Here is a 23,869-nt window from a genome sequence, read left to right on the forward strand (position 1 = left end):
GAGATAGCCGATGACGACCGCACCCACCGCACCCACCGCACCCTCGCTCCGCATCCTCGTCGACGCCGATGCGTGTCCCGTCAAGGACGAGATCTACAAGGTCGCGTGGCGGCACGAGGTGCCCGTCACCATCGTCGCGAACAGCCATTTCCGCATACCCGTCCACCCGCTCGTCAACCGCGTCGTCGTCAGCGACGGGTTCGACGCCGCCGACGACTGGATCGCCGAGCAGGCCGATGCGAAGGCGGTGGTGATCACCGCCGACATCCTGCTCGCCGATCGCTGCGTGAAGGCGGGGGCGACCGTGCTCGCGAACACCGGCAAGCCGTTCACCACCAGCTCGATCGGCGGTGCGATCGCCACGCGCGCGATCATGGCCGATCTGCGCGCGGGCGGCGACGTGATCGGCGGCCCTGCACCCTTTGCCAAGGCGGACCGGTCGCGTTTCCTGTCCGCGCTCGACGCTGCGCTGGTCCGGCTGAAGCGCGGCTGAGCCAGGCATGGCTCGACTTCCCCGGTCTCTCCGGGCACACATAGGTTATGCGTCCCCCTCTGCTCGATCGTGATGAACTGCTCGCGCGACAGGCGTTCCAGCTCGCGCTGGTCGACCTGTTCCGTACGATGGCGCGACCCGACGACATCATGGCGGCGGCCGCAGCGGCGCTGGGCTCGCATCTCGACGTCGCGCGCTGCGGCTATGACGAGGTGTCGGCGGACGGCGCGATGACCCGGGGCGTCGGCGACTGGTCGAACGGGACGCTGCCCGGCCTCGCCGCGACGCCAGACGAAACCGGGGACGCGGCACTGGGCGCGGGCGTGATCGCCGATCTGCGGCGCGGGCTCACGGTGATCGTCGACGATTGCGCGACCGACGCACGCGCGCGCGATCCGGCGACCGCGCGGTGCTGGGCGCAGGCCGGCGTCGGCGCGCTGATCGCCGCGCCGCTGCTCCGCGACGGGCGGCTGGCGGCGGTCCTGTATCTGCACGAGGCCACGCCGCGCGATTGGACCAGGGCGGATATCGCGCTCGTTGAAGACGTTGCGCTGCGCACGTCGGACGCGGTCGACCGGGTGCGCGGTGAGATCGCGGTGAAGGCGAGCGAGGCACGCTATCGCTCTCTGTTCGAATCGATCGATGCGGGGTTCTGCGTGATCGAAGTGCTGTTCGCCGACGGTGCGCCGTACGACTATCGCTTCCTCGAGGTGAACCGGGCGTTTGCGCGCAACACCGGGCTCGACGACATGATCGGGCGGACGATGCGCGACGTCGCGCCCGACATGGAACAGCGCTGGTTCGACCTGTACGGCCATGTCGCGACGACCGGCGAGCCGCTGCGGTTCGAGGACCCCGCCTCCGCGCTGCAGGATCGCTGGTTCGAGGTCTATGCCTACCGCGTCGATGCGCCCGAGCTGAACCATGTCGCGGTGCTGTTCAACGACATCAGCGAGCGCCGCCGCAACGAGGTCGCGCTGTCCGAAAGCCGCGAGGAGCTGGAACTGGCGACGCGGGTCGCGCGGCTGGGGCGGTTCGACTATCGGCCGGCGGACGGCATGCTGCGCTGGGACGACCGGTGCCGCGCGCTGTTCGGGATCCCGGCGGGCGCGCCGGTCGATTACGAGTCCGCCTTCCTCGCCAATCTCCACCCCGACGACCGGGCAGCTGCCGATGCGCAAGTCGCCGCCGCGCTTGATCCGCGCGGCACGCGGATGTTCGATTCGGAATATCGCACGATCGGCCAGAGCGACGGCGTCGAGCGCCATATCGTCGCGCACGGCATCGCGTTCTTCGATGGCGATAGTCCGATCCGACTGGTCGGGACGGTCGTCGACATGAGCGACGATCGCCGCGCACAGGCGGCGCTGCGCGAGACGAGCGAGCGGCTGCGGCTCGCCAGCCGTGCGACCAACGACGCGATCTGGGACTGGGACCTGCGGAGCAACTCGGTGCTGTGGAACGAGGCGCTGACGCGCGCCTATGGCCATGTCCTGCCCGATGCGAAGTCGACCGGCGACTGGTGGCTGGACCAGGTCCATCCGGAGGACCGCGCGCGGATCCATGCGAGCATCGATGCGGTGATTTACGGGCAGGACAGCGACTGGACCGACGAATACCGGTTCGCCTGCGCCGACGGCCGCTATGCCGATGTGCTCGACCGCGGCTATGTCATCCGCGACGAGGACGGCGCGCCGACGCGGATGATCGGCGCGATCCTCGACCAGTCGACGCGCAAGGCGGCGGAGCGCCAGCTGCGCGCGATCAACGAGGGACTGGCCGAAGCGGTCGAGGTGTCGACCGCCGACCGCGACCGGTTGTGGGAATTGTCGTCCGACATCATGCTGCGCGCCGAGTTCGACGGCACGATCGTCGCCGCCAATCCCGCCTGGACCGACATGCTCGGCTGGTCGATGGACGAGATCGTCGGACGCCAGCTCTTCTCGCTGCTCCACCCCGACGACGTTGCGCATACCGGCCTGGCCGCGGCGGGGATCGCCCGCGGCGAGGCGGTCGCGCGGATCGACAATCGCTATGCCCACAAGGATGGCAGCTATCGCTGGATCAGCTGGGCGGCGCGGCCGGGCGACGGGCTGATCAACGCGGTCGGGCGCGACGTCACCGCGGACAAGGAACGCGAGGCACAGCTCGCGCGCGCCGAGGATGCGCTGCGCCAGGCGCAGAAGATGGAGGCGGTCGGCCAGCTGACCGGCGGCATCGCGCATGATTTCAACAACATGCTCACCGGTATCCTGGGCGGACTCGACATGGTCCGGCGCAACGTGCCCGAACCGCGCCCGGACAAGGTCGACCGCTATCTGGAGGCGGCGACGGTCTCCGCGCAACGTGCCGCGGGGCTGACGCAGCGGCTGCTCGCCTTTTCGCGGCGCCAGTCGCTCGACGTGAAGGCGACCGATGTCGACCGGCTGATCGGCGATATGGAGGATCTGCTCGCACGGACGCTCGGCGAGAATGCGCGGCTCGAGATCCGGCGGCAGGACGCGACCTGGCCGGTGACGACGGATGCCAACCAGCTCGAAAGCGCGCTGCTTAACCTCGCGATCAACGCGCGCGACGCGATGCCAAAGGGCGGGCTGCTGACGATCGAGACCGAGAACACGCATCTCGACGCGCGCTATACCGAGGCGATCGGCGATCTCGCGCCCGGCGACTATGTCGCGATCGGCGTCAGCGACACTGGCACGGGCATGTCGAAGGCGGTGATCGAGAAGGCGTTCGACCCCTTCTTCACCACCAAGCCGATCGGGCAGGGCACCGGGCTCGGCCTGTCGATGATCTATGGCTTTGCGCGCCAGTCGGGCGGGCATGTCCGGATCTGTTCGGAGGAGGGCGAGGGCACGACGGTCAAGCTGTACCTGCCGCGCTTCCACGGCACCGCGGCGGCCAGCGCGCCGACCGCGGACCGCGACCTGCCGCGCGCGGACGGCGAATGCGTGCTGGTGGTCGAGGACGATGTCGCGGTGCGGATGCTGATCGTCGATATCCTCGGCAGCCTCGGTTACGGTGTGATGGAGGCGGGCGACGCGCGCGCGGCGATCCCGATCCTCGAGAGCGGGCGGCGGATCGACCTGCTGGTCAGCGATGTCGGCCTGCCCGGGATGGACGGGCGCCAGCTGGCCGAGGTCGCGCGGCGGCATCGCCCCGATCTGCGCATCCTGTTCGTCACCGGCTATGCCGAAAAGGCGGCGGTGCGCGGCGAGTTTCTGGGTGCGGGGATGGAGATGATCACCAAGCCGTTCGCGCTCGACATGCTCGCCGAACGGATCCGCGAGATGGTCGCGCGCTGACCCCGGGCGAGCGCGAAGACGCGCCGCACGCGACTTTACCGGTTGCCATCCCGGGGCCCCGGTCGGCATAGGCAGGCGCCACCCGCTCCCGGAGACCTTCATGCAAACGCCAGCCGCGAGTCCCGCACTGGGGCTCGACTTCGGCACGACCAACAGCGTCGTGGCGCTCGGGACGCCCGGCGGCACGCCCGAACTCGTGACCTTCGCCGCCCCCGCCGAGACCAGCCCGGTGTTCCGCTCCGCGCTCTGCTTCTGGCAGGATGACAGCGGCAAGGGGCTTGCGGTCGATGCGGGGCCGTGGGCGATCGCGGAATATATGGAATATCCGCTCGACAGCCGGTTCATCCAGTCGTTCAAGTCGGTCGCGGCGATGAAGACGTTCGAACAGGCCTCGGTCTTCGACAAGCGCTATCGCTTCGAGGAGATGGGCAAGCTGTTCCTCGACAAGCTGATCGCGCATGCGGGCGGCAAACTCGACACGCGGCCGCAGCGGATCGTCGTCGGGCGGCCGGTCGAATATGCCGGCGCGCGGCCCGACGAAGCGCTGGCGCGGACGCGCTACGACGCGATGTTCAAGGGCTTCGGCGCGGAGATCCATTATGTCTACGAACCGCTTGGTGCTGCGTACAGCTATGCGACGCGGCTGACCGAGCCCGCGACGATCCTGGTCGCCGATTTCGGTGGCGGCACGAGCGACTTCTCGGTCGTGCGCGTCGCCGAGCCGGGGGCGGCACGACGCTGTACGCCGCTCGGCCATGCGGGCATCGGCATTGCGGGCGACCGGTTCGACTACCGCATCCTCGACCGGCTGGTGCTGCCGATGCTGGGCAAGGGCGGCGCGTACAAGTCGTTCGGCAAGGAGCTCGAGATCCCGCGCGCCTATTTCGCCGATTTCGCGGACTGGTCCAGGCTCGCGCTGATGCGCAACCGCAAGACGATGACCGAGCTCGAGCGGTTGCAGAAGACCGCGATCGACCCCGATGCGATCGGGCGGATGATCGCGGTGATCGAGAACGAGCTCGGCTATCCGCTGTACGACGCGGTCGGCACGCTGAAGCGGGCCTTGTCGCAGGGCGAGGACGCGCATTTCCACTTTGCGGGCGCGGGGCTGGAGATCGAGGCCGAGGTGACTCGCGCGCAGTTCGAGGGCTGGATCGCCGACGACGTCGCACGGATCGAGGCGACGGTCGATCAGGCGCTGGCGGCGGCCAAGGTCGGCGGCGGCGATATCGACCGCGTGTTCCTGACCGGTGGGTCGTCGCTAATCCCGCGGGTGCGGCAGATCTTCGTCGAGCGGTTCGGCGAGGCGGCGATCATGAGCGGCGGCGAGCTGACCTCGATCGCGCACGGGCTCGCACTGATCGGCGAGCAGGACGATATTGCGGCGTGGTCGGCATGATCCCGCGGGTTCTTCTCGGGACGGCGCAGGTGCCGGGCGGCGGCGAGTTGCGGCTGCTCCAGCGCGGCGCGGAATTCTCGATCATGCTCGGCGCGAACGAGCTGATGAACAGCCGGCTGAGCGGGTCGGAAGAGGCGCTGGCCGAGCAGGCGTGCGAACGGATCGGCGCGCGGCCGGGTGTGCGGATGCTGATCGGCGGGCTCGGCATGGGCTTCACGCTGCGTGCAGCACTCGCGCGGCTCGGGCCCGATGCCGAGGTGGCGGTCGCCGAGATCGTGCCCGCGGTGGTCGAATGGGCGCGCGGGCCGATGGCGGCGTTGCACGGCGACAGCCTGACCGACCCGCGCACGCGGATCTTCGAGGGCGATGTCGCCGCGGCGATCGCGGACGGCGCGTGGGATGCGATCCTGCTCGACGTCGACAATGGCCCCGACGGAATTTCGCGGCCGGGCAACGACCGGCTCTACGGCGCGGCGGGGCTCGCGCGGGCGCGTGCGGCGCTGCGGCCGGGCGGGGTGCTCGCGGTCTGGTCGTCGGCGCCGAGCAAGCCCTTCGCCCGCCGGCTCGACGAGGCGGGGTTCGCGGTCGACGAGGTCGTCGCGCGCGCGACGCGCAAGGGCGGCGCGCGTCATGTGATCTGGTTCGCGACGAAGGCATGATCTGGCGCTGGGCTCTGCTGGTCGCGCTGTCAGCGCTGGTGGCGGGCGCGCTGGAATGGATCGGACTCCCCGCCGGACTGCTGCTCGGGCCGATGATCGCGGCGGTCGTGCTCGCGGTGCGCGGCGGGTCACTGGGGGTGCCGATCCTCGCCTTTCGCGGCGCACAGGCGGCGGTCGGGACGCTGATCGCGGGGTCGATCACCACCGGGATCGTCGCGACCGTCGCGCAGCACTGGCCGGTGTTCCTCGCAGTCAATGTCGCGACGCTCGCGGCCAGCAGCGTGCTCGGCTATCTGCTCAGCCGCTGGCAGGTGCTGCCGGGGACGGTCGCGGTATGGGGTTCGACGCCGGGCGCGGCGAGCGCGATGGTGTTGATGGCGCAGGCGTACGGCGCGGACTCGCGGCTGGTCGCGGTGATGACCTATACCCGCGTCGTGTGCGTCGCGGTCGTCGCCTCGGTGCTGGCGGCGGTGATGGTCGGCGGCGGGAGCGGGCACCATCCGGCCGCGGCGTGGTTCGTGGGCGTCGATCCGGTCGCGGTGCTGCGGACGGTGGCAATCGCGGGAGTCGGCGCGGGTCTTGGCGTCAAGCTGCGGCTGCCCGCGGGCGCGTTGCTCGGTCCGCTCGTGCTGGGCGGGGTGTTGAACGTTACCGGGATCGCGCAGCCGGTGCTGCCGCAATGGCTGCTCGCGATCAGCTATGCGGTGGTCGGGTGGAAGATCGGGCTGTCGTTCACGCGCGATACGCTCCGCGTGGCGGGCAAGGCGATGCCGCGGATCCTGCTGTCGGTCGGACTGCTGATCGCATTCTGTGGCGGGATCGCGGTGGCGCTGACGCGCTGGGCGGGGATCGATCCGGTCACCGCCTATCTTGCGTCGAGCCCCGGCGGGATGGATTCGGTCGCGATCATCGCCGCGTCGAGCCCGGTCGACGTGCCGTTCGTGATGGCGTTGCAGGTGATGCGGTTCCTGGGCGTGCTGCTGATCGGACCGCCGCTCGCGCGGTTCGTGGCGACGCGGCAGGGCGGGGTGGTGCCGGTCATTCCGACCTGACGCGCCGTACCCGCGTACCGAACCCCCGTCCGTTCGTGCTGAGCGAAGTCGAAGCACCTACGCGCGCGGCCTGCCCTTCGACTTCGCTCAGGGCGAACGGAGTTGGGGGCGTTACCGGTAGTCCCGGCCTGCCCTTCGACTTCGCTCAGGGCGAACGGAGTTGGGGGCGTTACCGGTAGTCTCGGCCTGCCCTTCGACTTTGCTCAGGGCGAACGGGGTCGGGGGCGTCACCCCTTGGTCGGGCGATAGGCCTCGACGTCGATCTCGTGGCGTTTCAGCTTGTCGTAGAAGGTCTTGCGCGGGATGCCGAGCGCGGCGAGCGCGGAGCGGACGTCGCCGCTGACCTGGTGCAAGGTCGCGCGGATCGTCGCTTCCTCGAACTTGTCGACACGCGCGGGGAGCGGCAGGTCACCATCCTCGTCCGCCGGCGCATCCGCCTCGACGCGCAGCACCAGCCGTTTCGCCAGATTGTCGAGCTCGCGGACATTGCCCGGCCAGTCATGCTGGCCGAGATAGGCGAGCGTCGCGGTGTCGATCGTCGGCACCTCGCGCCCGAACCGCTCGGCGGCCTGGTGCAGCAGATGCCCGAACAGCAAGGGCACGTCGTCGCGCCGTTCGCGCAGCGGCGGGATGCGCAGCCGCACCGCGTCGAGCCGGAACAGCAGTTCGGCGCGGAACCGGCCATCCTCGACCGCCTGGTCGAGCCCGGGTTTCGCCGCGGCGATCACGCGCAGGTCGAGCGCACGCGGCAGGTCGCCGCCGACCGGCATGACCTCGCGCTCCTCGAGCACGCGCAGCAATTTGGCCTGGACCGCGGGCAAGGTGCTCTCGATCTCGTCGAGGAACAATGTGCCGCGGTTCGACGCCTCGATCCGGCCGGTGCGGGGCAAGCGCGAATCCCCGTCATGGCCGAACAGCTCGATCTCCGCGACCGCCTCCGGTAACGCAGCGCAGTTGACCGCGACGAACGGCCGCGACCGGCGGTTGCTCCAGCGGTGGAGCAGCACCGCGACGAGCTCCTTGCCGGTCCCGGTCTCGCCCTCGACCAGCACGTCGATATCGGCCTGCGCGATCTGGCGCATCGTCTCGCGCAGCCGGACCATCACCGGGGTCTCGCCGATCAGCGGCTCGGCGCCGATCGTCTCCTCGGCGGCGGCGCGCAGCCGGCGGTTGTCGAGGACGAGGCGGCGCATCTCAAGCGCCCGCCTGGCGCCCGCGATCAGATGGTCGGTCGCAAACGGCTTGGGGATGAAGTCGAACGCGCCGTTCTTGAGGGCTGCGACCGCCATCGCGACGTCGCCATGGCCGGTCATCAGCAGCACCGGGATCTCGTGGTCGATCGCGGCGATGCGGCGGAACAGCTCGAGCCCGTCCATCTTGGGCATGCGGATGTCGGACACCACCGCGCCGTCGAACCCCGCATCGATCCGCGCGAGTGCGACGGTCGGGTCGCGCTCGGCGATCACCGCGATCCCGGCGAGTTCGAACGACTGTTCGAGCGCACCGCGCAGCACGTCGTCGTCGTCGACGAGCAGGACGCTCTGCTCGCTCATGCTTTTACCAGGATCATGCGGAAGACGGCGCCTCGTGGAGCAGGGACGAGGTCGAGCGTGCCGCCGAACTCGGTCATGATGTCGCGCGCGATGCCGAGCCCGAGGCCGAGGCCGTCGGTCTTGCTCGTCGCGAACGGGGTGAACAGGTCGTCGGCGATGCCGGGATCGATGCCGGGGCCGTTGTCGGCGACGGTCAGCACGACGTCGCGGCCCTTGCGCCCGACGGTGACGTCGACGCGCGCATCGGGCCGCTCGGCGACCGCGTCGAGCGCGTTCTGGAGCAGGTTGACGAGCACCTGTTCGAGCCGGACTCGGCCGGCGATCACGGTCAGCCGCGCCTCGGGCCCGCTCGGCAGGTCGAGCGTCACGCCCTTCGCCCGGAAGCGGTCGCCGATCAGCAGGCGGACGCCGTCGATCGCCGCGTCGAGCGCGACCGGGCCGATCGAGCCCGCGCCCCGCCTGGCATAGCGTCGCAGCCCCGCGGTGATCGTGCCGATCCGGCTGGTCAGCTCGACGATCGCCTGCAGGTTGGTCGCGGCGCGCGCGGGTTCGTCGCGCGCGAGGAATGCGGCGGCATTGTCGGCAAAGGTGCGGATCGCCGCGACCGGCTGGTTGATCTCGTGCGCGACGCTCGCGGTGATCGTGCCGATCGAGCCGACGCGGTTGGCATGGGCGAGCTCCTCGCGCGCCTGGCGGAAGCGCTGGTCGGCGGCCTCGCGCTGCTCGACCTCGATCTGCAGCCGGTCGGCGGTGGCGCTGAGCTCGGCGGTGCGGCGTGCGACCTCGGCCTCGAGCTCGGCCCGCGCACCGGCGTTGCGCTTGCGGCGCTGGTGCAGCCACCATGCGCCGAGCATCGCCGCGATCGTCGCCAGCGCGGCGATCGTCGTCGCCGAGCGCGTCCGCACCGCCGCACTCCGCAGCGCGGCGTCGAGCGGCTCCATATGGACCAGATGCCAGCCCGCGATCGGCACGGGCAGCGACACCGTCACCGCAGGCGTCCCGTCGCCGAGGCGCGACCGGTCGTCCGCCAGCGTCAGCGGTGCGCGGAGCAGCGGCAGCGTGCCGAACTGCCGCGTCTGCGCGAGTGTCCGACGCCGTGCAGGAGACAGCGCGCGTGTCGTGTGGAATTCGAGTCGCGGATCGCTGGAGATCAGGATCACGCCGTCCGCATCGACGACGAAGGTCGCCATGTGATCCTGGATCCAGGCCTGCGCGATGCGGTCGAACTCGACCTTGACGACGACGACGCCAAGCGGCCGTCCCGCGCGGTCGATCCGACGCGAGAGATAGAGGCCGGGGCGTCCGCTGACACTGCCCAGCGCGAAGAACTCGGTCGCGCCCGAGGCCATCACCTTGGTGAAATAGTCGCGGTAGCGATAATCATGCCCGAGAAAGCTGTCGGGGCGGTCAGCATTCGACGCGGCGATCGTCATCCCCTGCGTATCGAGCGCATAGATGACCGGTGCACCGGTGCGCGCCGCGAGCAGCGCGAGCTTGGCGTTGAGCGCCGGATCGACCGTGCCCGACGCGAGGGCCGCGCGGACATCGGTATATTCGCCGAGCATGACGGGGAGCAGGCGGTAGGTCTGCAGTTCCGCCTCGAGCAGCCGCAGGTTGCTGCGCGTCTGTTGCATCGCCCGCAGCCGGACCGCGGCGGTCGCATCCGCCACCGTCCGCCGGCCATAGACGGAGGCGACCACCGAGACGATCACACCGAGCGCGGCGAACGCCATCAGCACCGCCAACGCGGTCGTCACCAGCGAGGATCGAGTCCGTCTCATCTGTGCGGATTATCACACACATTCGTGTGACGCCATCGGCAAAAATGTGCATTTTCCGCACATTCGAAGCATCGGTACGGAGCAAACCCACGCGAATCCAAGGGTTTGACGTACTTGACGTGATCACTTGTAGTCCGGGGTCCGGCCCGGCATTACCGCCCTCACTAACGTCCCGCGTGAGTGGACGAGACTTTCAGGAGGCGATGTTGACCCTACCATCCCAGACATATGCGGTCGCGGAAACGCCGGCACGCAAAGGCTGGACCAGCCAGCTCTATATCCAGGTGCTGATCGCGATCGCGCTGGGTGCAGCGCTCGGGCATTTCTATCCGACGTACGGCGCGGCGCTCAAGCCGCTCGGCGACGCGTTCATCAAGCTGGTGAAGATGATCATCGCCCCGGTGATCTTCCTGACGCTCGTCACGGGTATCGCCGGGATGAAGGAACTGGGCGCGGTCGGTCGCGTCGCGGGCAAGGCTTTCGCCTATTTCCTGTTCTTCTCGACGCTCGCACTGATCGTCGGCCTGATCGTCGCCAATGTCGTCCAGCCGGGCGCGGGGATGAACATCGACGCCGCCTCGCTCGATACCAAGGGCATCGCCGACTATACAGTCAAGGCGCATGAGACGACGATCACCGGGTTCCTGATGAGCATCATCCCGGACACGATGGTCAGCGCGTTCACCGACGGCAACATCCTGCAGATTTTGCTGATCGCGATCCTGTTCGGCATCTCGCTGAGCCTGGTCGGCGAGCCTGCCAAGCCCGTGCTCAACTTCCTCGAGCGTCTCAGCCTGATCGTCTTCAAGCTGGTCGGCATCTTGATGCGCGCAGCCCCGCTCGGCGCGTTCGGCGCGATCGCGTTCACGATCGGCAAATACGGGATCGGCAGCCTCGCCAATCTCGGCGCGCTGGTCGCGACCTTCTACTTGACCGCGGCGCTGTTCGTCGTCGTCATCCTCGGCACCGTCGCGCGCCTGACGGGCTTCTCGATCTTCAAGCTGATCAAGTATCTCAAGGCCGAATTGCTGCTGGTGCTCGGCACCTCGTCGTCGGAGGCCGCGCTTCCGAACCTGATCCAGAAGATGGAGGCTGCGGGCTGCGAAAAGTCGGTCGTCGGGCTGGTCGTGCCGACCGGTTATTCGTTCAACCTCGACGGCACCAACATCTACATGACGCTGGCCGCGCTGTTCATCGCACAGGCGACGAACACCGACCTGACGCTGGGCCAGGAACTGCTGCTGCTCGTCGTCGCGATGATCTCGTCCAAGGGCGCCGCGGGCGTGACCGGCGCGGGCTTCATCACGCTGGCGGCCACGCTGTCGATCGTGCCGACCGTGCCGATCGCGGGCATGGCGCTGATCCTCGGCGTCGACCGCTTCATGAGCGAGTGCCGCAGCCTGACCAACTTCATCGGCAACGCGGTCGCGACGATCGTCGTCGCCCGCTGGGAAGGTGCGCTCGACCGCGACAAGCTGAACGCGGCGCTGTCGGGCCAGCTGCCCGAACTCGCACCGGCGCCGATCACGACCGCCGCCGCTCCTGCCGCATGATCCCGACGGGGCCGGCGTTGGCCGGCCCCGCGACCAGTACCGGATAGCTTTTATGACCTCGATGATGATGCGCCGCGTGCGCCATGCGGCCGGCTTTGCCGTCGCGACCCTTCCCGCAATGGCGCTCGCCCAGGCCGCGCCGCAACAGGCTGCTCCCGAAAGCGCGCCGCCCAAGGCGCGCGAACGGCTCGGTCCCGTGTCCAAGGACGCCGCCGGCACCAGCGCGGCCTCGCCGATCGCCGAGAGCTATCCCAATGCCGCGGTCGGCGACGGCGTCACCGCGGGCGGCTACAACCAGTCACGCTGGGCGGAGGACTGGTCGAAGCTGCGCGACCCGGCCAAGCGCAAGGACATCGTCGACCAGCTGAAATTCATCTCGATCGCGGCCGATGGCGATGTCTACCTGACGCTGTCGGGCGAGGCGCGGCTGCGCGTCAACCACACCACCAACCCCAATCTGCGTGACAGCGAAGCGCAGCGGCAGGACATCCTTCGCCTGTTCGGCGGTGCCGACCTGCATGTCGGCGAGCATCTGCGCTTCTATGGCGAGGTCGCGCACGGCACGCTCGAGGGTGAAAATCTCGGTAACGTGCTGCCGAACCTGCGCAACAAGCTCGCGGTGCAGCAGGCGTTCGTTGACCTGACGGGCACCGTCGCCGATGTCGATGTCGGGGTCCGCTATGGTCGCCAGACCTTTGCCGACGGCCCGAACCTGATGGTCGTGCCGCGCGACAACAACACGCTGTATTTCGGGTTCAACGGCTTTCGCGCCTGGGCGCGGACCGCGGGCGTGCGCGCCGACGTGTTCGACTTCAAGCCGACCGCCTACGGCACGCAGGGCACGCGCGACGACGATGCGGAAAGCGCACGGCGCTTCTCGGGCATCTCGACCGGCGTCGTCCTCCCCGACACGCTGCTCGGCGGGTCGAAGCTGTATCTCGACCCGTTCCTCTGGCGGCTGCGCAACCGCAATGCGGTCTGGGGCACCGACAATGCGCGCGAGGTCCGCAATTTCTACGGGCTGCATTTCTGGGGTGATGCGGGGCCGGTCAATCTCGACTGGACCGTCAATTATCAGGGCGGCAGCTATGACAACCGCTCGATCAAGGCGTGGCTGATCCTGCTCGCGCAGACCTACAAGCTCGGCAAGGGGCGCAACGCACCCCGCGTCGGCTTCCACGCGGATTATGCCAGCGGTGGTGGTGCCTACGGGAACGGCACGCTGCGCACCGCGCTCGCACCGTTCGGCAACAACATCTATTACAGCTATCAGCTGTTCGCGACGCCGACCAACCTGATCGCGGTCGCGCCGAACGTCAGCTTCACCGTGCTCGACAAGCTGCGTCTGACCGCGGAATATCAGCTGTCGTGGCGCGATTCGCAGAATGACGCGGTGTACCGCGCCAATGGCAGCGCCTTTGCCGGCACGCAGAATGTGTCGGGCAGCAAGATCGCCGACACGATCCGTTTCCAGGCGGTCTATCCGATCTCGTCGCGGCTGTCCTTTACCGGCCGTTACGAGCATCTGATCGCGGGGTCGTCACTGACCCGCGCCGGGTACAAGAACTCGGACTTCCTCGCCGGCTGGCTCAGCTACCGCTTCTGATGACCTCGATCCTCCCCCTAGCGGGGGAGGGTCGTGACGGCACGCGATACCGTCAGGATTAACCTGCGTCGCACCCACCCGTATTTTCCGTCCTTCCGACCATACCGGTCCTTCAATTTCGTGATCGACTGTGGCACATGGGCTCCATCATCAGGAGTCACATGGTCATGGATCTGAGCTTCACACCCGACGAAGAGGCCTTCCGCGAGGAGGTGCGCGACTTCTTCCGCGAAAAACTCCCCGCGCGTCTCTCGACGCTGGTCCGCGAGGGCAGGCGGCTGCGCAAGGCCGACATGGAGGAATGGCACGCGATCCTTAACGACCGCGGCTGGCTCGCCAATCACTGGCCGCGCGAATGGGGCGGGCCGGGCTGGAGCGTGATCCAGCGGTTCATCTTCGACAATGAATCCGCGCTCGCGCACGCGCCGCGCGTGGTGCCGTTCGGCGTCAACATGCTGGGGCCGGTGCTGATCAAATACGGGTCGGAGGAGCAGAAGCGCCACTGGCTGCCGCGCATCCTCGACGGCTCCGACTGGTGGTGCCAGGGCTATTCGGAACCCGGCGCCGGCTCCGATCTCGCCGGGCTCAAGACCACCGCGGTGCGCGAGACGCGGAATGGCCGCGAGGTCTATGTCGTCAACGGGCAGAAGACCTGGACGACGCTCGGCCAGCATGCCGACATGATCTTCTGCCTCGTCCGCACCGATCCTGCCGCCAAGAAGCAGGAGGGGATCAGCTTCCTGCTGATCGACATGAAGACCCCCGGCATCGAGGTCCGCCCGATCACGCTGATCGACGGCGAGCAGGAGGTGAACGAGGTGTTCTTCACCGATGTCGAGGTGCCGGTCGAGAATCTGGTCGGAACCGAGAATGACGGCTGGACCTACGCCAAATATCTGCTGACCTATGAGCGGACCAACATCGCCGGCGTCGGCTTCTCGATCGCGTCGTTCGAGCAGCTGAAAGCGGTCGCGCGGACGCAGACGAAGAATGGCCGCCCGCTCGCCGACGATCCGCTGTTCGCGGCGCGGATGGCGCGCGTCGAGATCGACCTCGCCAACATGCAGACCACCAATTTGCGCGTCGTCGCGGCGGTGGCGGGCGGCGGTGCGCCGGGCGCGGAAAGCTCGATGCTCAAGATCAAGGGGACCGAGATCCGCCAGGAGATCACCGCGCTGACGCGGCGTGCCTATGGGGCCTATGCCGCGCCCTATATCCCCGAGGCGCTCGAGGCGGGGTGGAATGGCGAGCCGGTCGGGCCCGACGATGCCGCGACCGCATCGCCGAGCTATTTCAACAACCGCAAGCTGTCGATCTTCGGCGGATCCAACGAGATCCAGAAGAACATCATCTCCAAAGCCATATTGGGTCTCTGAGCATATGAACTTCGAGCATAGCGATGACCGCCGGATGCTGGCCGACACGCTCGTCCGGGCACTCCGCGACGGCTATCCGATCGAGACGCGCAACGCTGGTGCCTATGGCGAAGCGGGCTACGACCCCGCCGTCTGGCAGCAGCTGACCGAGCTCGGCATCGTCTCCGCGCTGTTCGACGAGGCCGCGGGCGGATTCGGTGGCAGCGGGTTCGACATCATGGTGGTGTTCGAGGCGCTCGGCCGGGCGCTGGTGGTCGAGCCGTTCCTCGGCGCGCTGATGGCCGGCCGCGCGCTCGCCGCGGCGGGCGGGCACGACGAGGTGCTAGGAAGAATCGTCTCGGGCGAGACGATCGCCGCCTTCGCGCACGAGCATGCGCAAGCGCCCGTGACCGCAACGCGCGCTGGCGACGGCTGGACGCTCAGCGGCACCAAGGCGGTCGTGCACCAGGCGGGGGCCGCATCGGTCTTCGTCGTCAGCGTCGAACAGCCGGGCGATCCGCTCGTCCTGCTCGTCCCCGCCGACGCCGCCGGGGTGTCGGTCCGCCGCTACAGCGTCGTCGAGGGCGGCGGCGCTGGCGAGGTGACGTTCGACGGCGTCGCGCTCGGCCCGGACGCCCGGATCGGCACGGACGGGCAGGGGCGTGCGATCGTCGACGCGGCGATCGAGGCGGGGCTGCTCGCGCTGTCCGCCGAGGCGCTCGGCGCGATGGCGTTCGTCAAGGAGGCGACGCTCGGCTATCTGCGCGACCGCAAGCAGTTCGGCGTGCCGATCGGCAAGTTCCAGGCGCTCCAGCACCGCATGGCGACCGTGCTGCTCGAGATCGAGCAGGCGCAGTCCGCGGTGATCAACGCGGCGGCGGCGTTCGACGGCGACGACGCGACCGCGCGCGCGCGGGCGCTGGCGGCGGCGAAATACACGATCGGCCGGACGGGCGCGCTGGTCGCTGAGGAATCGATCCAGCTCCACGGCGGGATCGGCATGACCTGGGAATATGCGGTGTCGCATTACGCCAAGCGGCTGGTGATGATCGACCACCAGCTCGGCGACGAGGACCATCACCTCCAGCGCTATATCGACCTCGCCAAGGCCGCCTGAGGCGCGTCGAGCGGTCTCACCCGCTCCGTCACCCTGACGAAAGTCAGGATGACGGAAGGGTGGATGCGCGCGCGACCTACCGCCCGCGCTTGCCGATGATGGGCCGCAGGCGGACACCGAGGCAGATCACCGTCGGCCAGAACATCGTGTTCGCGATATCGACCAGCGTGTCGTCCCAGCGCCACGACCCGTAGTTCAGCCGGTCCATGATCTCGTTGAACGCCTCGCCCGCCGCGACCACCGTCCAGGGGATGAAGGTGCCGAACGAGCGCCGCGTGATGAGCCGTGCGATCATCAGCAGCGCCATGCCCGCATGGATATGCAGGATGGTGTCGGGAAGGCCGGTGCCGTCGCCAACCCAGTCGATCCACTGATGGTAGAGTTTGGGTAACACGTAGAGCCTCCGCCGCGGGCAGGGTGCTGCCCGGGCGGGGGCTTACCGTGATGATTGGCGCAGCGATACCGGCGTGATCAGCCGCGCACCGCCTTGCGGCAGGCCTTGACCAGATTGACGATCAGCCCCGACAGCGTCGAGTAATTGGCATGGTGATAGGACGACCCGTCACCAAGCTCGCCCGTCAGGCGGCGATGCGCCTCCGGCAGCGCATGATAGGGCAGCCCCGGCAGCAGATGGTGCAGCGCGTGATAGCGCAGGCCGACCGGCGCCCAGATCTCGGCGAGCAGGCCCGGCGGCGGCACGTTGACGCTGTCGAGATACTGGTCGGTGATGCTCATCGCATCGCCCTCATTCTCCCACAGATGCGCGACCAGCGTGCGGACCTGGTTGAGCACCGCGATCGCCGAGACGATGGCGAGGAAGGTGAGCGAGGCGGCAAGCGGGAACACGCCGGTCGCGGTTAGCACGACGAAGCTGATCGCCCAGATGCTCGCCGCGGTCTCCCAGATCCGCCAGCTGCGCAGCGCCGCGCCCTCGGGCGGCTTGCGGCGGAACTGCGGGTTGATCGCGAGCGCGGAATAGCGCGTGACGACGATCTCGCGCAGCTTGGGCGACAGCAGCGACAGCGGCGCAAGTACGCCGTAGCGCAGGATCAGCCCGATCGGCAGCAACGCCGACACCAGCACGAAGATCGCGAGCGTCGCCGCGGGTCCGCGGGCAAGCGGCATATATTCCGGATCGCGGTTCGTGCCGTAGCGAGTCTTGGCATGGTGGAGCGTGTGGACGCCCTCGTACATCAGCGACGGCATCATCACTGGCACCCCGAACAGGATGTTCCACCCAGCCGTGAAGCCACGCACGGCGTTCGGCTTCATGTGCGACAGTTCGTGGATGAAGCTGAGCGCGCGGTACAAGGCGAGCACGGCGACGACCGCGCCGAGCAGCTTGGCCCAGACCGGCGTCGCGACGATCGCCACCGCCATGCCTGCATAGCCGAGACCCGCCGACGCGATCAGATCGGTCCAGTAAACGATCGGGCGCGCCGCATGCAGGTCGCGCGTCAGCGACGCCGCGGCCTTGATCATCGCGATATCCTCGCGACCCGCCTGCGCCGCCTTGGGGCGTGCGAGCGCGGCCGAGGCCCGCGACAGGGTCGCAGCAAGGGGGTCGGGCGTGACGAATGCGGTTGCCATGATCATACCATTTTCGGGTGACGTATCGTCGTCGATACAGAAGAATTCAGGCTGAAAAATGGTGATGGGACGATCGGAATCAACCACCCGGTCGGGCCGCGACCGACTGCGCGCCGCCGTTGCGACAGACATGCGGGGCCGTGAAGACCCGCCTGCATCGTTGATCTGAATTAGGAACGCTTTGCTGGCGCAATCGTTAGGGCGGTGGTTCCCAACCGGGCTCATTTTCGAGAAAGCGAATTTTATGAAGACATTGATCCTTGGCGCAGCGGCGCTTGCCATGACTGCCCTCCCCGTCGCGGCGAGCGCAGCACCGGCAACCGGCAACGCTGCAAAGTCGCTGTCGGTCGCGTCGTCGGTTCGCACCGGCACCGCCACCAAGCGCTCGAGCAAGATCGCAGCGGACAGCATCGCACCGCTCGTCATCGGCGTCGGCATGCTCGCGGGCGTCACCTACCTTGTCATCGACAAGGAAAATGACGACGACAACTCGGACAGCAACTGAGTTAAGCGCGGGGGCGGCGGTCGCGCCGCCCCCGCAACCTCTGTCGCCCGGTATCGGGCGATAGACGTTTCAACGCTGCGACGTGTAGGGCTGGGACATGACCCGTATCGTCCGATGCTGCGCCCTGATCGTCCCGTCGCTCGCACTGCCCCTGGCATTGTCGGCGTGCGATCCGCCACGCTGGGCGCGCGGGGGCGCTGATACGGACAGCCGCGACCCGATGGCGCGGCGTGATGCCGATTTCAGGCGCACCGAGACGCAACGAGTCGCGCAGGATATCGCCCGCACCGAAGAGTCCGTCCGCCTCTCGATTGCCGAAAAGCGCATCGAGGCGCTCGAAAAATCGCTCGCGGAGATGCAGACCACGCCCGAGACGGTCGAGATCGACCTGCTCAAGGGCCGTCTCGCGGCCGTCGAAGCCAAGGCCTATGCACTGCAGGATGCCCCGCCATCCGCACCGCCCACGGCCGCCCCGACGCCCACCCCGCGCCGGACGGTAAGCACCGATGCCACGACCACCCGTCGCGACCCGTCACGCCCGCCCTTGCGGCTGCCCCAGCTCGAAGCCGCGCCACGTCGCGCCACCGAGGCCGAGAAGGCCGCGTTCAACGCCAACCGCCGCTGACACGGTTCCCCTATAATCCGGCCTGATCGATCATCGATGCGATCTCGGCCGGCAACGCCGTTTCCGCCTTGGGCAACAGGCGGTTGAGCGCGGTCTGCACGCGTTTGGTCGCGACCTGATAGGCCTTGTGCCGGATCGCGCGCGTCGCGTTCGTCCGCCAGGAGGAACTCTCACCGAGCAGCGCCTCCCATTTGGCCTCCTCGGCCGCCAGGATCGAGAGTGCGAGACGAAGCCCGTCCCGCCGTCCGCGTGCATAATCGTCGGACATCGCCGGCATCTCCATCATGCGCCCCCGGTTCCTGACAAGCGAGGTTCGCTTTGTCCCCCGACCACCACGAAATCTCCCCGTGATCAAGGGCTTGGTCGCACGCCAATCGCGGCGCGTGGCGTCGGGGTGCAATACCGCTTGCCGGAAGGGCCGTCTGGCCTAGTGTGCGGGCATGATTACTCGGCGCACTGTCATCGCTTCTTCTCTCGCCCTGTGCGCAACCCCGGCGATCGCCGCGGCGTCCGCGCGGCGTGGCCGGCTGAAGCAGTCCGTCAGCCGCTGGTGCTACCAGGACATGCCGCTCGACGCGCTGTGCGCCGCCGCGGCGCGGATCGGGCTGGATGGCATCGACCTGCTCCAGCCCGCCGAATATGCGGTGCCGCGCCGGCACGGACTGCGCTGCACCATGGGCTATGCCGCCGACATCATGACCATCCCCAATGGCCTGAACCGGCGGGAAAACCACGCGGCGATCGAACGGGCGTTCCGCATCGGTATCCCGCAGGCCGCAAAGGCAGGCGTCCCCAATGTGATCGCCTTTTCAGGCAATCGCCGGGGCCTGTCCGACGCGGAGGGCGCCGACAACGCCGTCGCGGGGCTGAACCGTCTCAAGCGGATCGCCGAGGATCATGATGTGACGATCTGCGTCGAGCTGCTCAACAGCAAGGTCGACCACCCCGATTACATGGCCGACCACACCGCCTGGGGCGTGCGGGTCGCCAAGGAAGTCGCCTCGCCCCGCGTGAAGCTGCTCTACGACATCTACCATATGCAGATCATGGAAGGCGACCTGATCGACACGATCCGCAAGAACATCCAGTGGATCGGCCATTTTCATACCGGCGGGGTTCCCGGACGGCATAACCTCGACGGCACGCAGGAGGTCGATTGGCAGGCGGTAGCCCGCAGCGTCGCCGATCTGAAATTCCAGGGCTATTTCGCACATGAATTCGTGCCCGTCGGCGATCCCCTGACGGCGCTTGCCCAGGCGGTCCGGACCTGCACGGTGTGACCGGGAGCCGGACGGTCGACGTTTCGTAACTGCCGGGGCCAGCGCGTGGCCCGGGACTCAGCGCATCGCGAGCTGCGTCGTCAGCGCGCGCGGCGTGATCGTCATCACCCCGTCCTCGATCGTCACGCGTCCCAGCCGCGCGATCTCGGGCTGGCCGAGCAGCGTATAGGGCATGCCGCGCTGGCCGATGCGCATCGCCATCCGGCCCAGACTCTGCCCGCCGATCTCGACCGAGGCGACGCGCGCGACGCCGAGCCGGGTATAGCCGCCGATGCCGATCGCGGTTTCCTCGCGCTGCACGGCACGGTCGGCCCCTGTCGCGCGCGCATCGTCCGCCGACAGGATGGTGTAGGCCGCGCCGGTATCGACGATCGCACGGATGCGGACGCCGTTGACCATCATCGCCGCGACGAAATGCCCGCCCCAGGGATCGCGATTGATCCGCAGGACATGTGGCTGCGCGAAGGTCACGGGCTCGTCGAAATCGGCGGGGTCGAAATCGGCGGGGTCGAGCTCGATGCGGGGCGGCGGCGGCGGCGCATAGCTCACGGCGGCGACCATCGTGCGCTGCGGCTCGATGCAGGTGACGACGGTGCGCGACAATATGTGCCCCTCGTCGTCCTCGTCGGTCGTCTCGGTCGTCGTGATCACCGCCATGCCCGGTGTCGCCGTGCCGCCGCGCCACGCAGTGTCGACGATGCGCGTCCGACCGTTGATTGTGGTGACGGTGCGCACCGTGTTCGCCGGGACGTCCTGCACCTGCCCGCCGACCTGCACGCGGACCTGCGCGGCGGCAGCGGTAGCGGACAGCGCGGAAGCCAGCGCGATCGCGAGTGCCCCTGCGCGGACGGTTGCTCTGATGCCCACGGCAGTCCTCTTTTCCTCGTCCACGGACATCCGTCCCGGAGGATCAAAGGAACCCTAGCGGCAGTGTGTTTACAGTTGGTTAGCGCGGCAGGACGCGCTGCGGTCGATGTCCATGGCGCTTGGCGACGCGGGCGCGGCCGGGGATCAGGGGAAGCCCGCACCGCCATGCGCGCCGACCGCGGTCCCGGTCGAGTAGCTCGCCTCGCCGGACGCCAGCGCGACGAACAATATCGCGAGTTCGGACGGCTGTCCCGCGCGGCCGAGCGGCGTGTCCTGGCCGAATTCGTGCATCTTGCCCGGCAGCTGCCCGCCGGCGACCTGGAGCGGTGTCCAGATCGGGCCGGGCGACACGGCGTTCACGCGGATGCCCTTCTTGGCGAGCTGCTTGGCCATGCCGCGCGTCAGGTTCTGGATCGCCGCCTTGGTCGAGGCATAATCGATCAGGTCGTCATTCGGGTCATAGGCGTTCTGCGAGATCGTGTTGATGATCACCGAACCCGGCGGCATCGCGGGGATCGCGGCCTTCGAAAAGCGGAAGACGTGGAACACGTTGGTCTCGTAGGTGCGGACGAACTGTTCGTCGCTGATCTCCATGATGTCCGCCTTGGACTGCTGATAGGCGGCATTGTTGACCAGGAGATCGAGACCGCCGAGCTGCGCGATCGCTTTTTTGACCGTATCCTCGCAGGCCTTTTGCGTGCGGATGTCGGCGGGCAGCAGCACCGCCTTGCGCCCCGCCTGCCGGATCAGGTCGGCGACCTCGCGCGCGTCGGGCTCCTCGCTGGGATAATAGTTGATCGCGACGTCCGCGCCCTCGCGCGCAAAGGCGATCGCGGCGGCGCGTCCGATGCCGCTGTCGCCGCCGGTGAGCAGCGCCTTGCGACCGACCAGCTTGCCGCTGCCGCGATAGCTCTGCTCGCCATGATCGGGGCGGGGGGTCATCTTGCTGGCGAGCGCGGGCCAGGCCTGGCGCTGCTCGGGGAAGGGGGTGCGGGTGTACGCATTGCGCGGATCGCGCAGGCTGGGGGCGGGCCCGGTGGCGGATGCCTCGGCCGATTGTACCCGCGCCATGCCCGGCGCGGCCGCGGCTGCAAGGCCGATGGCGGCACTGCCCAGGATGCTGCGGCGGGAGGTTTCACCGTTGCTCATGATCGGATCCTTGTCGGTGGGTCGGGGTCGCCGGCGTGCTGGTCCCTGCTCGACGAACCGCGGCGCGGACCGTTCCCTCGGCGCGGTCATCCGGTCCGATACCGCGGAAACCGCGGGTGCCGAGCGGCGTTCATCCCCGATCTGCACCCGCGAGTATCCCACCATGACCGACCGCCCCCGCATCATCTGCCTCATGACCACGTCGGTCGATGGTGGCCTGCATCCCAGCCGCTACACCGACAGCCCGGATGGCACCGCCAAGGCGTGGACGCGCGCCTATGAGTCGCTGCACGAGCGCCTCGACGCCGATGGCTGGATCGTCGGACGCGTCACCATGGCGGAGATGGCGAAGGGAGAGCCGCGTGCGTCGACGACGGCGGACGCGCCCGTGCGACCGTCGCTGTTCCAGGTGCGCGATGCCGCGTCCTTCGCGATCACGCTCGATCGCGCCGGCAAGATCCGCTTCGCCGGGCCCGACATCGGCGGCGACCCTGTGGTCGTGCTGCTCGGACGCGGGGTGAGCGACGCCCATCTCGCGGAGCTCGCCGCCAATGGCGTGTCCTACCTTGTGTCGGACAGCGACGAGATAGACCTCGCCGGTGCGCTAACAACGCTGCGCCGCGAACTCGGTATCGAAACATTGTTGCTCGAAGGCGGCGCCGGCATCAACGGCTCGTTCCTCGCCGCCGGTCTGGTCGACGAACTCAGCCTCGTCATCGCACCCGCACTCGACGGTGGGGCCGATGCGGAGCGGATCGTCGCGGCGGGCGACGGTCTGAAGGGCAAGGTGACGCTGTCGCTGCTCGGATGCGAACAATTGGCCGCCGGGGCGGTCAATTTGCGGTACCGGGTGGCGGCGGTCGGCTAAGCGCAGTCGGCGTACATGGCGGAACGGAATTGGTGCACCCGACTGGTCTCCGTTAATCGCGCCGGTTCAATATGTTGGCTTGGCTAACCACAAAGACGGCGGGCGCGAAATCCTGCGGTTTTCTGACGCACTGGCTAACCGGTCGTGAGCGCCCGTTCGCTGTTTCAGATCGCCGGCGGCAAGGCCAAAAAGGGGCATCGCACGGGCCAGCCGGTCCGCCGCAGCAGCTATCGCGCGGGTGAGCGCGAGCAGCGCTATTGGCGCCCCTTCAACAAGGCCGAACGCAACGCGCGAATGCGCGCGGCCGAGGTCTATGACCGGAAGCACAAGATCGCCGGCAAGCGTAACGGACCGCTCGGTGCGATCGGCGTCGACGTGCTGCGTGAGCTGATGCGCATCATCGACTTTAAGACCGGCCGGCTCGAGCCCGCCATCGCGACGCTCGCCGAACGGCTGCGGCGGTCGCGCGGCGCGATCGTCAGCGCGCTCGCACGTCTGAAGGATCACGGCTTCCTCAACTGGATCCGCCGGTTCGAGCCGATCGAGGACCCCGACGCCTTCGGCCCCCAGGTGAAGCAGGTGACGAACGCGTATTGGTTCGGCCTGCCCAAGGAGGCGGCCGACATGGTCCGCCGGATGATGGGGAAGGGGCCTCTGCCCGACGACGAGGTCACCCGCAGGAAGGCCGAGGAAGAGCAGACGGCGGCGATGCTGGCGACCGTCTCCGCCGAGGACCTGGCCGCGTTCCGGGCCGGCAACGAGTCGCCTCTCGCCAAGGCCCTCGCTTCGCTGGGGCGGCGCGTTGACATCTGTAACGCGAATTCACCGGGTGGTCAGAACCCGTCCCTGCAAGGTTAAATATAAGAGGAACGCCGTTGGCGTGCGCAGGTTTGCTGCTCCACCAAGCCCCGAGGCCCCGAAAGCAACGGGCTCACCATCCAGCGACCGCGGGTGAGCGTGCCGGCTTGCGCCGTCCCGTGCATCCTGGGGAGGATGCGTGAATTTCGTCGAGACCGATCAATGACAATGTCGTGAGAAGTTTGCTAATCTATCGCTGAATATTTGGCGTCATGAAGCGGCTCTCGCGGTGCTGCGCGGATAGGGTGCCG

21 protein-coding genes are annotated in these 23,869 nt (G+C 68.2%); 14 read left to right on the top strand and 7 right to left on the bottom strand.

The annotated features are described in order from the left end of the window. The first annotated feature begins 10 nt into the window (after positions 1 to 10). From IFT54_RS16520 to IFT54_RS16540, 5 genes are all read left to right on the top strand, one after another. Positions 11 to 493, top strand: coding sequence for a YaiI/YqxD family protein (locus IFT54_RS16520; protein WP_192071405.1), 483 nt, complete (start codon positions 11 to 13; stop codon positions 491 to 493). A 47-nt stretch (positions 494 to 540) separates the two neighbouring features. After that, a complete protein-coding gene (locus IFT54_RS16525) occupies positions 541 to 3,801 on the top strand; it encodes a PAS domain-containing protein (protein ID WP_192071406.1) in 3,261 nt (1,086 codons plus the stop codon). 100 nt (positions 3,802 to 3,901) lie between these two features. Further along, positions 3,902 to 5,200: an Hsp70 family protein gene (locus tag IFT54_RS16530; RefSeq protein ID WP_192071407.1), complete on the top strand. Its 1,299-nt coding sequence runs from the start codon at positions 3,902 to 3,904 to the stop codon at positions 5,198 to 5,200. Continuing rightward, on the top strand, positions 5,197 to 5,859 hold the full coding sequence (locus tag IFT54_RS16535; protein WP_192071441.1) for a hypothetical protein: 663 nt from the start codon (positions 5,197 to 5,199) through the stop codon (positions 5,857 to 5,859). The genes IFT54_RS16530 and IFT54_RS16535 overlap by 4 nt, the downstream gene beginning before the upstream one ends. After that, positions 5,856 to 6,911 (top strand): AbrB family transcriptional regulator, encoded by a 1,056-nt coding sequence (locus IFT54_RS16540; protein WP_192071408.1) that lies wholly within the window; start codon positions 5,856 to 5,858, stop codon positions 6,909 to 6,911. The genes IFT54_RS16535 and IFT54_RS16540 overlap by 4 nt, the downstream gene beginning before the upstream one ends. Before the next feature lie 227 nt (positions 6,912 to 7,138). Here the strand turns inward: IFT54_RS16540 and IFT54_RS16545 are convergent, their stop codons facing one another. Next, complete coding sequence (locus tag IFT54_RS16545) at positions 7,139 to 8,464, bottom strand: sigma-54-dependent transcriptional regulator (RefSeq protein WP_056409201.1); 1,326 nt, start codon at positions 8,462 to 8,464, stop codon at positions 7,139 to 7,141. Then, a complete protein-coding gene (locus IFT54_RS16550) occupies positions 8,461 to 10,245 on the bottom strand; it encodes a sensor histidine kinase (protein ID WP_197984716.1) in 1,785 nt (594 codons plus the stop codon). Before IFT54_RS16550 ends, IFT54_RS16545 begins: the two co-directional genes overlap by 4 nt. A 203-nt stretch (positions 10,246 to 10,448) precedes the next feature. On the opposite strand from IFT54_RS16550, the gene IFT54_RS16555 reads away from it, so the two are divergent. The 4 genes from IFT54_RS16555 to IFT54_RS16570 all read left to right on the top strand — a co-directional run bounded on the left by IFT54_RS16555 (position 10,449) and on the right by IFT54_RS16570 (position 15,876). After that, positions 10,449 to 11,798, top strand: coding sequence for a dicarboxylate/amino acid:cation symporter (locus IFT54_RS16555; protein WP_031393226.1), 1,350 nt, complete (start codon positions 10,449 to 10,451; stop codon positions 11,796 to 11,798). 61 nt (positions 11,799 to 11,859) lie between these two features. Continuing rightward, a complete protein-coding gene (locus IFT54_RS16560) occupies positions 11,860 to 13,404 on the top strand; it encodes an alginate export family protein (RefSeq protein WP_416365559.1) in 1,545 nt (514 codons plus the stop codon). A 167-nt stretch (positions 13,405 to 13,571) separates the two neighbouring features. After that, a complete protein-coding gene (locus IFT54_RS16565) occupies positions 13,572 to 14,780 on the top strand; it encodes an acyl-CoA dehydrogenase family protein (RefSeq protein WP_192071443.1) in 1,209 nt (402 codons plus the stop codon). A 4-nt stretch (positions 14,781 to 14,784) separates the two neighbouring features. After that, positions 14,785 to 15,876: an acyl-CoA dehydrogenase family protein gene (locus IFT54_RS16570; RefSeq protein ID WP_192071410.1), complete on the top strand. Its 1,092-nt coding sequence runs from the start codon at positions 14,785 to 14,787 to the stop codon at positions 15,874 to 15,876. A 76-nt stretch (positions 15,877 to 15,952) separates the two neighbouring features. Here IFT54_RS16570 and IFT54_RS16575 read toward each other — a convergent pair whose 3' ends face one another. Next, on the bottom strand, positions 15,953 to 16,270 hold the full coding sequence (locus IFT54_RS16575; protein ID WP_192071411.1) for a hypothetical protein: 318 nt from the start codon (positions 16,268 to 16,270) through the stop codon (positions 15,953 to 15,955). A gap of 77 nt (positions 16,271 to 16,347) precedes the next feature. Continuing rightward, positions 16,348 to 17,466 (bottom strand): fatty acid desaturase family protein, encoded by a 1,119-nt coding sequence (locus tag IFT54_RS16580; RefSeq protein ID WP_037532237.1) that lies wholly within the window; start codon positions 17,464 to 17,466, stop codon positions 16,348 to 16,350. Between the two features lie 244 nt (positions 17,467 to 17,710). Between IFT54_RS16580 and IFT54_RS16585 the strand changes: the two genes are divergently transcribed. Together IFT54_RS16585 and IFT54_RS16590 are read left to right on the top strand one after the other, a co-directional pair. Then, positions 17,711 to 17,971, top strand: coding sequence for a hypothetical protein (locus tag IFT54_RS16585; RefSeq protein WP_037532231.1), 261 nt, complete (start codon positions 17,711 to 17,713; stop codon positions 17,969 to 17,971). A gap of 97 nt (positions 17,972 to 18,068) precedes the next feature. Beyond that, a complete protein-coding gene (locus IFT54_RS16590; protein ID WP_192071412.1) occupies positions 18,069 to 18,596 on the top strand; it encodes a hypothetical protein in 528 nt (175 codons plus the stop codon). A 10-nt stretch (positions 18,597 to 18,606) separates the two neighbouring features. Here the strand turns inward: IFT54_RS16590 and IFT54_RS16595 are convergent, their stop codons facing one another. Beyond that, positions 18,607 to 18,882 (bottom strand): hypothetical protein, encoded by a 276-nt coding sequence (locus IFT54_RS16595; RefSeq protein WP_243845694.1) that lies wholly within the window; start codon positions 18,880 to 18,882, stop codon positions 18,607 to 18,609. Positions 18,883 to 19,036: 154 nt separating this feature from the next. On the opposite strand from IFT54_RS16595, the gene IFT54_RS16600 reads away from it, so the two are divergent. Next, on the top strand, positions 19,037 to 19,876 hold the full coding sequence (locus tag IFT54_RS16600) for a hydroxypyruvate isomerase family protein (protein ID WP_192071413.1): 840 nt from the start codon (positions 19,037 to 19,039) through the stop codon (positions 19,874 to 19,876). Positions 19,877 to 19,933: 57 nt separating this feature from the next. On the opposite strand, the gene IFT54_RS20935 is transcribed toward IFT54_RS16600, so the two are convergent. Both IFT54_RS20935 and IFT54_RS16610 read right to left on the bottom strand, forming a co-directional pair. Next, positions 19,934 to 20,743 (bottom strand): retroviral-like aspartic protease family protein, encoded by an 810-nt coding sequence (locus IFT54_RS20935; protein WP_192071414.1) that lies wholly within the window; start codon positions 20,741 to 20,743, stop codon positions 19,934 to 19,936. A 144-nt stretch (positions 20,744 to 20,887) separates the two neighbouring features. Further along, the gene (locus IFT54_RS16610; protein ID WP_192071415.1) at positions 20,888 to 21,892 is read right to left on the bottom strand and encodes an SDR family oxidoreductase; all 1,005 of its coding nucleotides are present in this window, start codon (positions 21,890 to 21,892) and stop codon (positions 20,888 to 20,890) included. 163 nt (positions 21,893 to 22,055) lie between these two features. Here IFT54_RS16610 and IFT54_RS16615 point away from each other — a divergent pair, with 163 nt between their 5' ends. Beyond that, on the top strand, positions 22,056 to 22,760 hold the full coding sequence (locus IFT54_RS16615; protein ID WP_192071416.1) for a dihydrofolate reductase family protein: 705 nt from the start codon (positions 22,056 to 22,058) through the stop codon (positions 22,758 to 22,760). A 144-nt stretch (positions 22,761 to 22,904) separates the two neighbouring features. Next, positions 22,905 to 23,618, top strand: coding sequence for a replication protein A (locus IFT54_RS16620; protein WP_192071417.1), 714 nt, complete (start codon positions 22,905 to 22,907; stop codon positions 23,616 to 23,618). Positions 23,619 to 23,869 lie beyond the last annotated feature (251 nt).

The organism is Sphingomonas sp. CFBP 13714 (assembly GCF_014842205.1).
Taxonomy (GTDB): domain Bacteria; phylum Pseudomonadota; class Alphaproteobacteria; order Sphingomonadales; family Sphingomonadaceae; genus Sphingomonas; species Sphingomonas aerolata.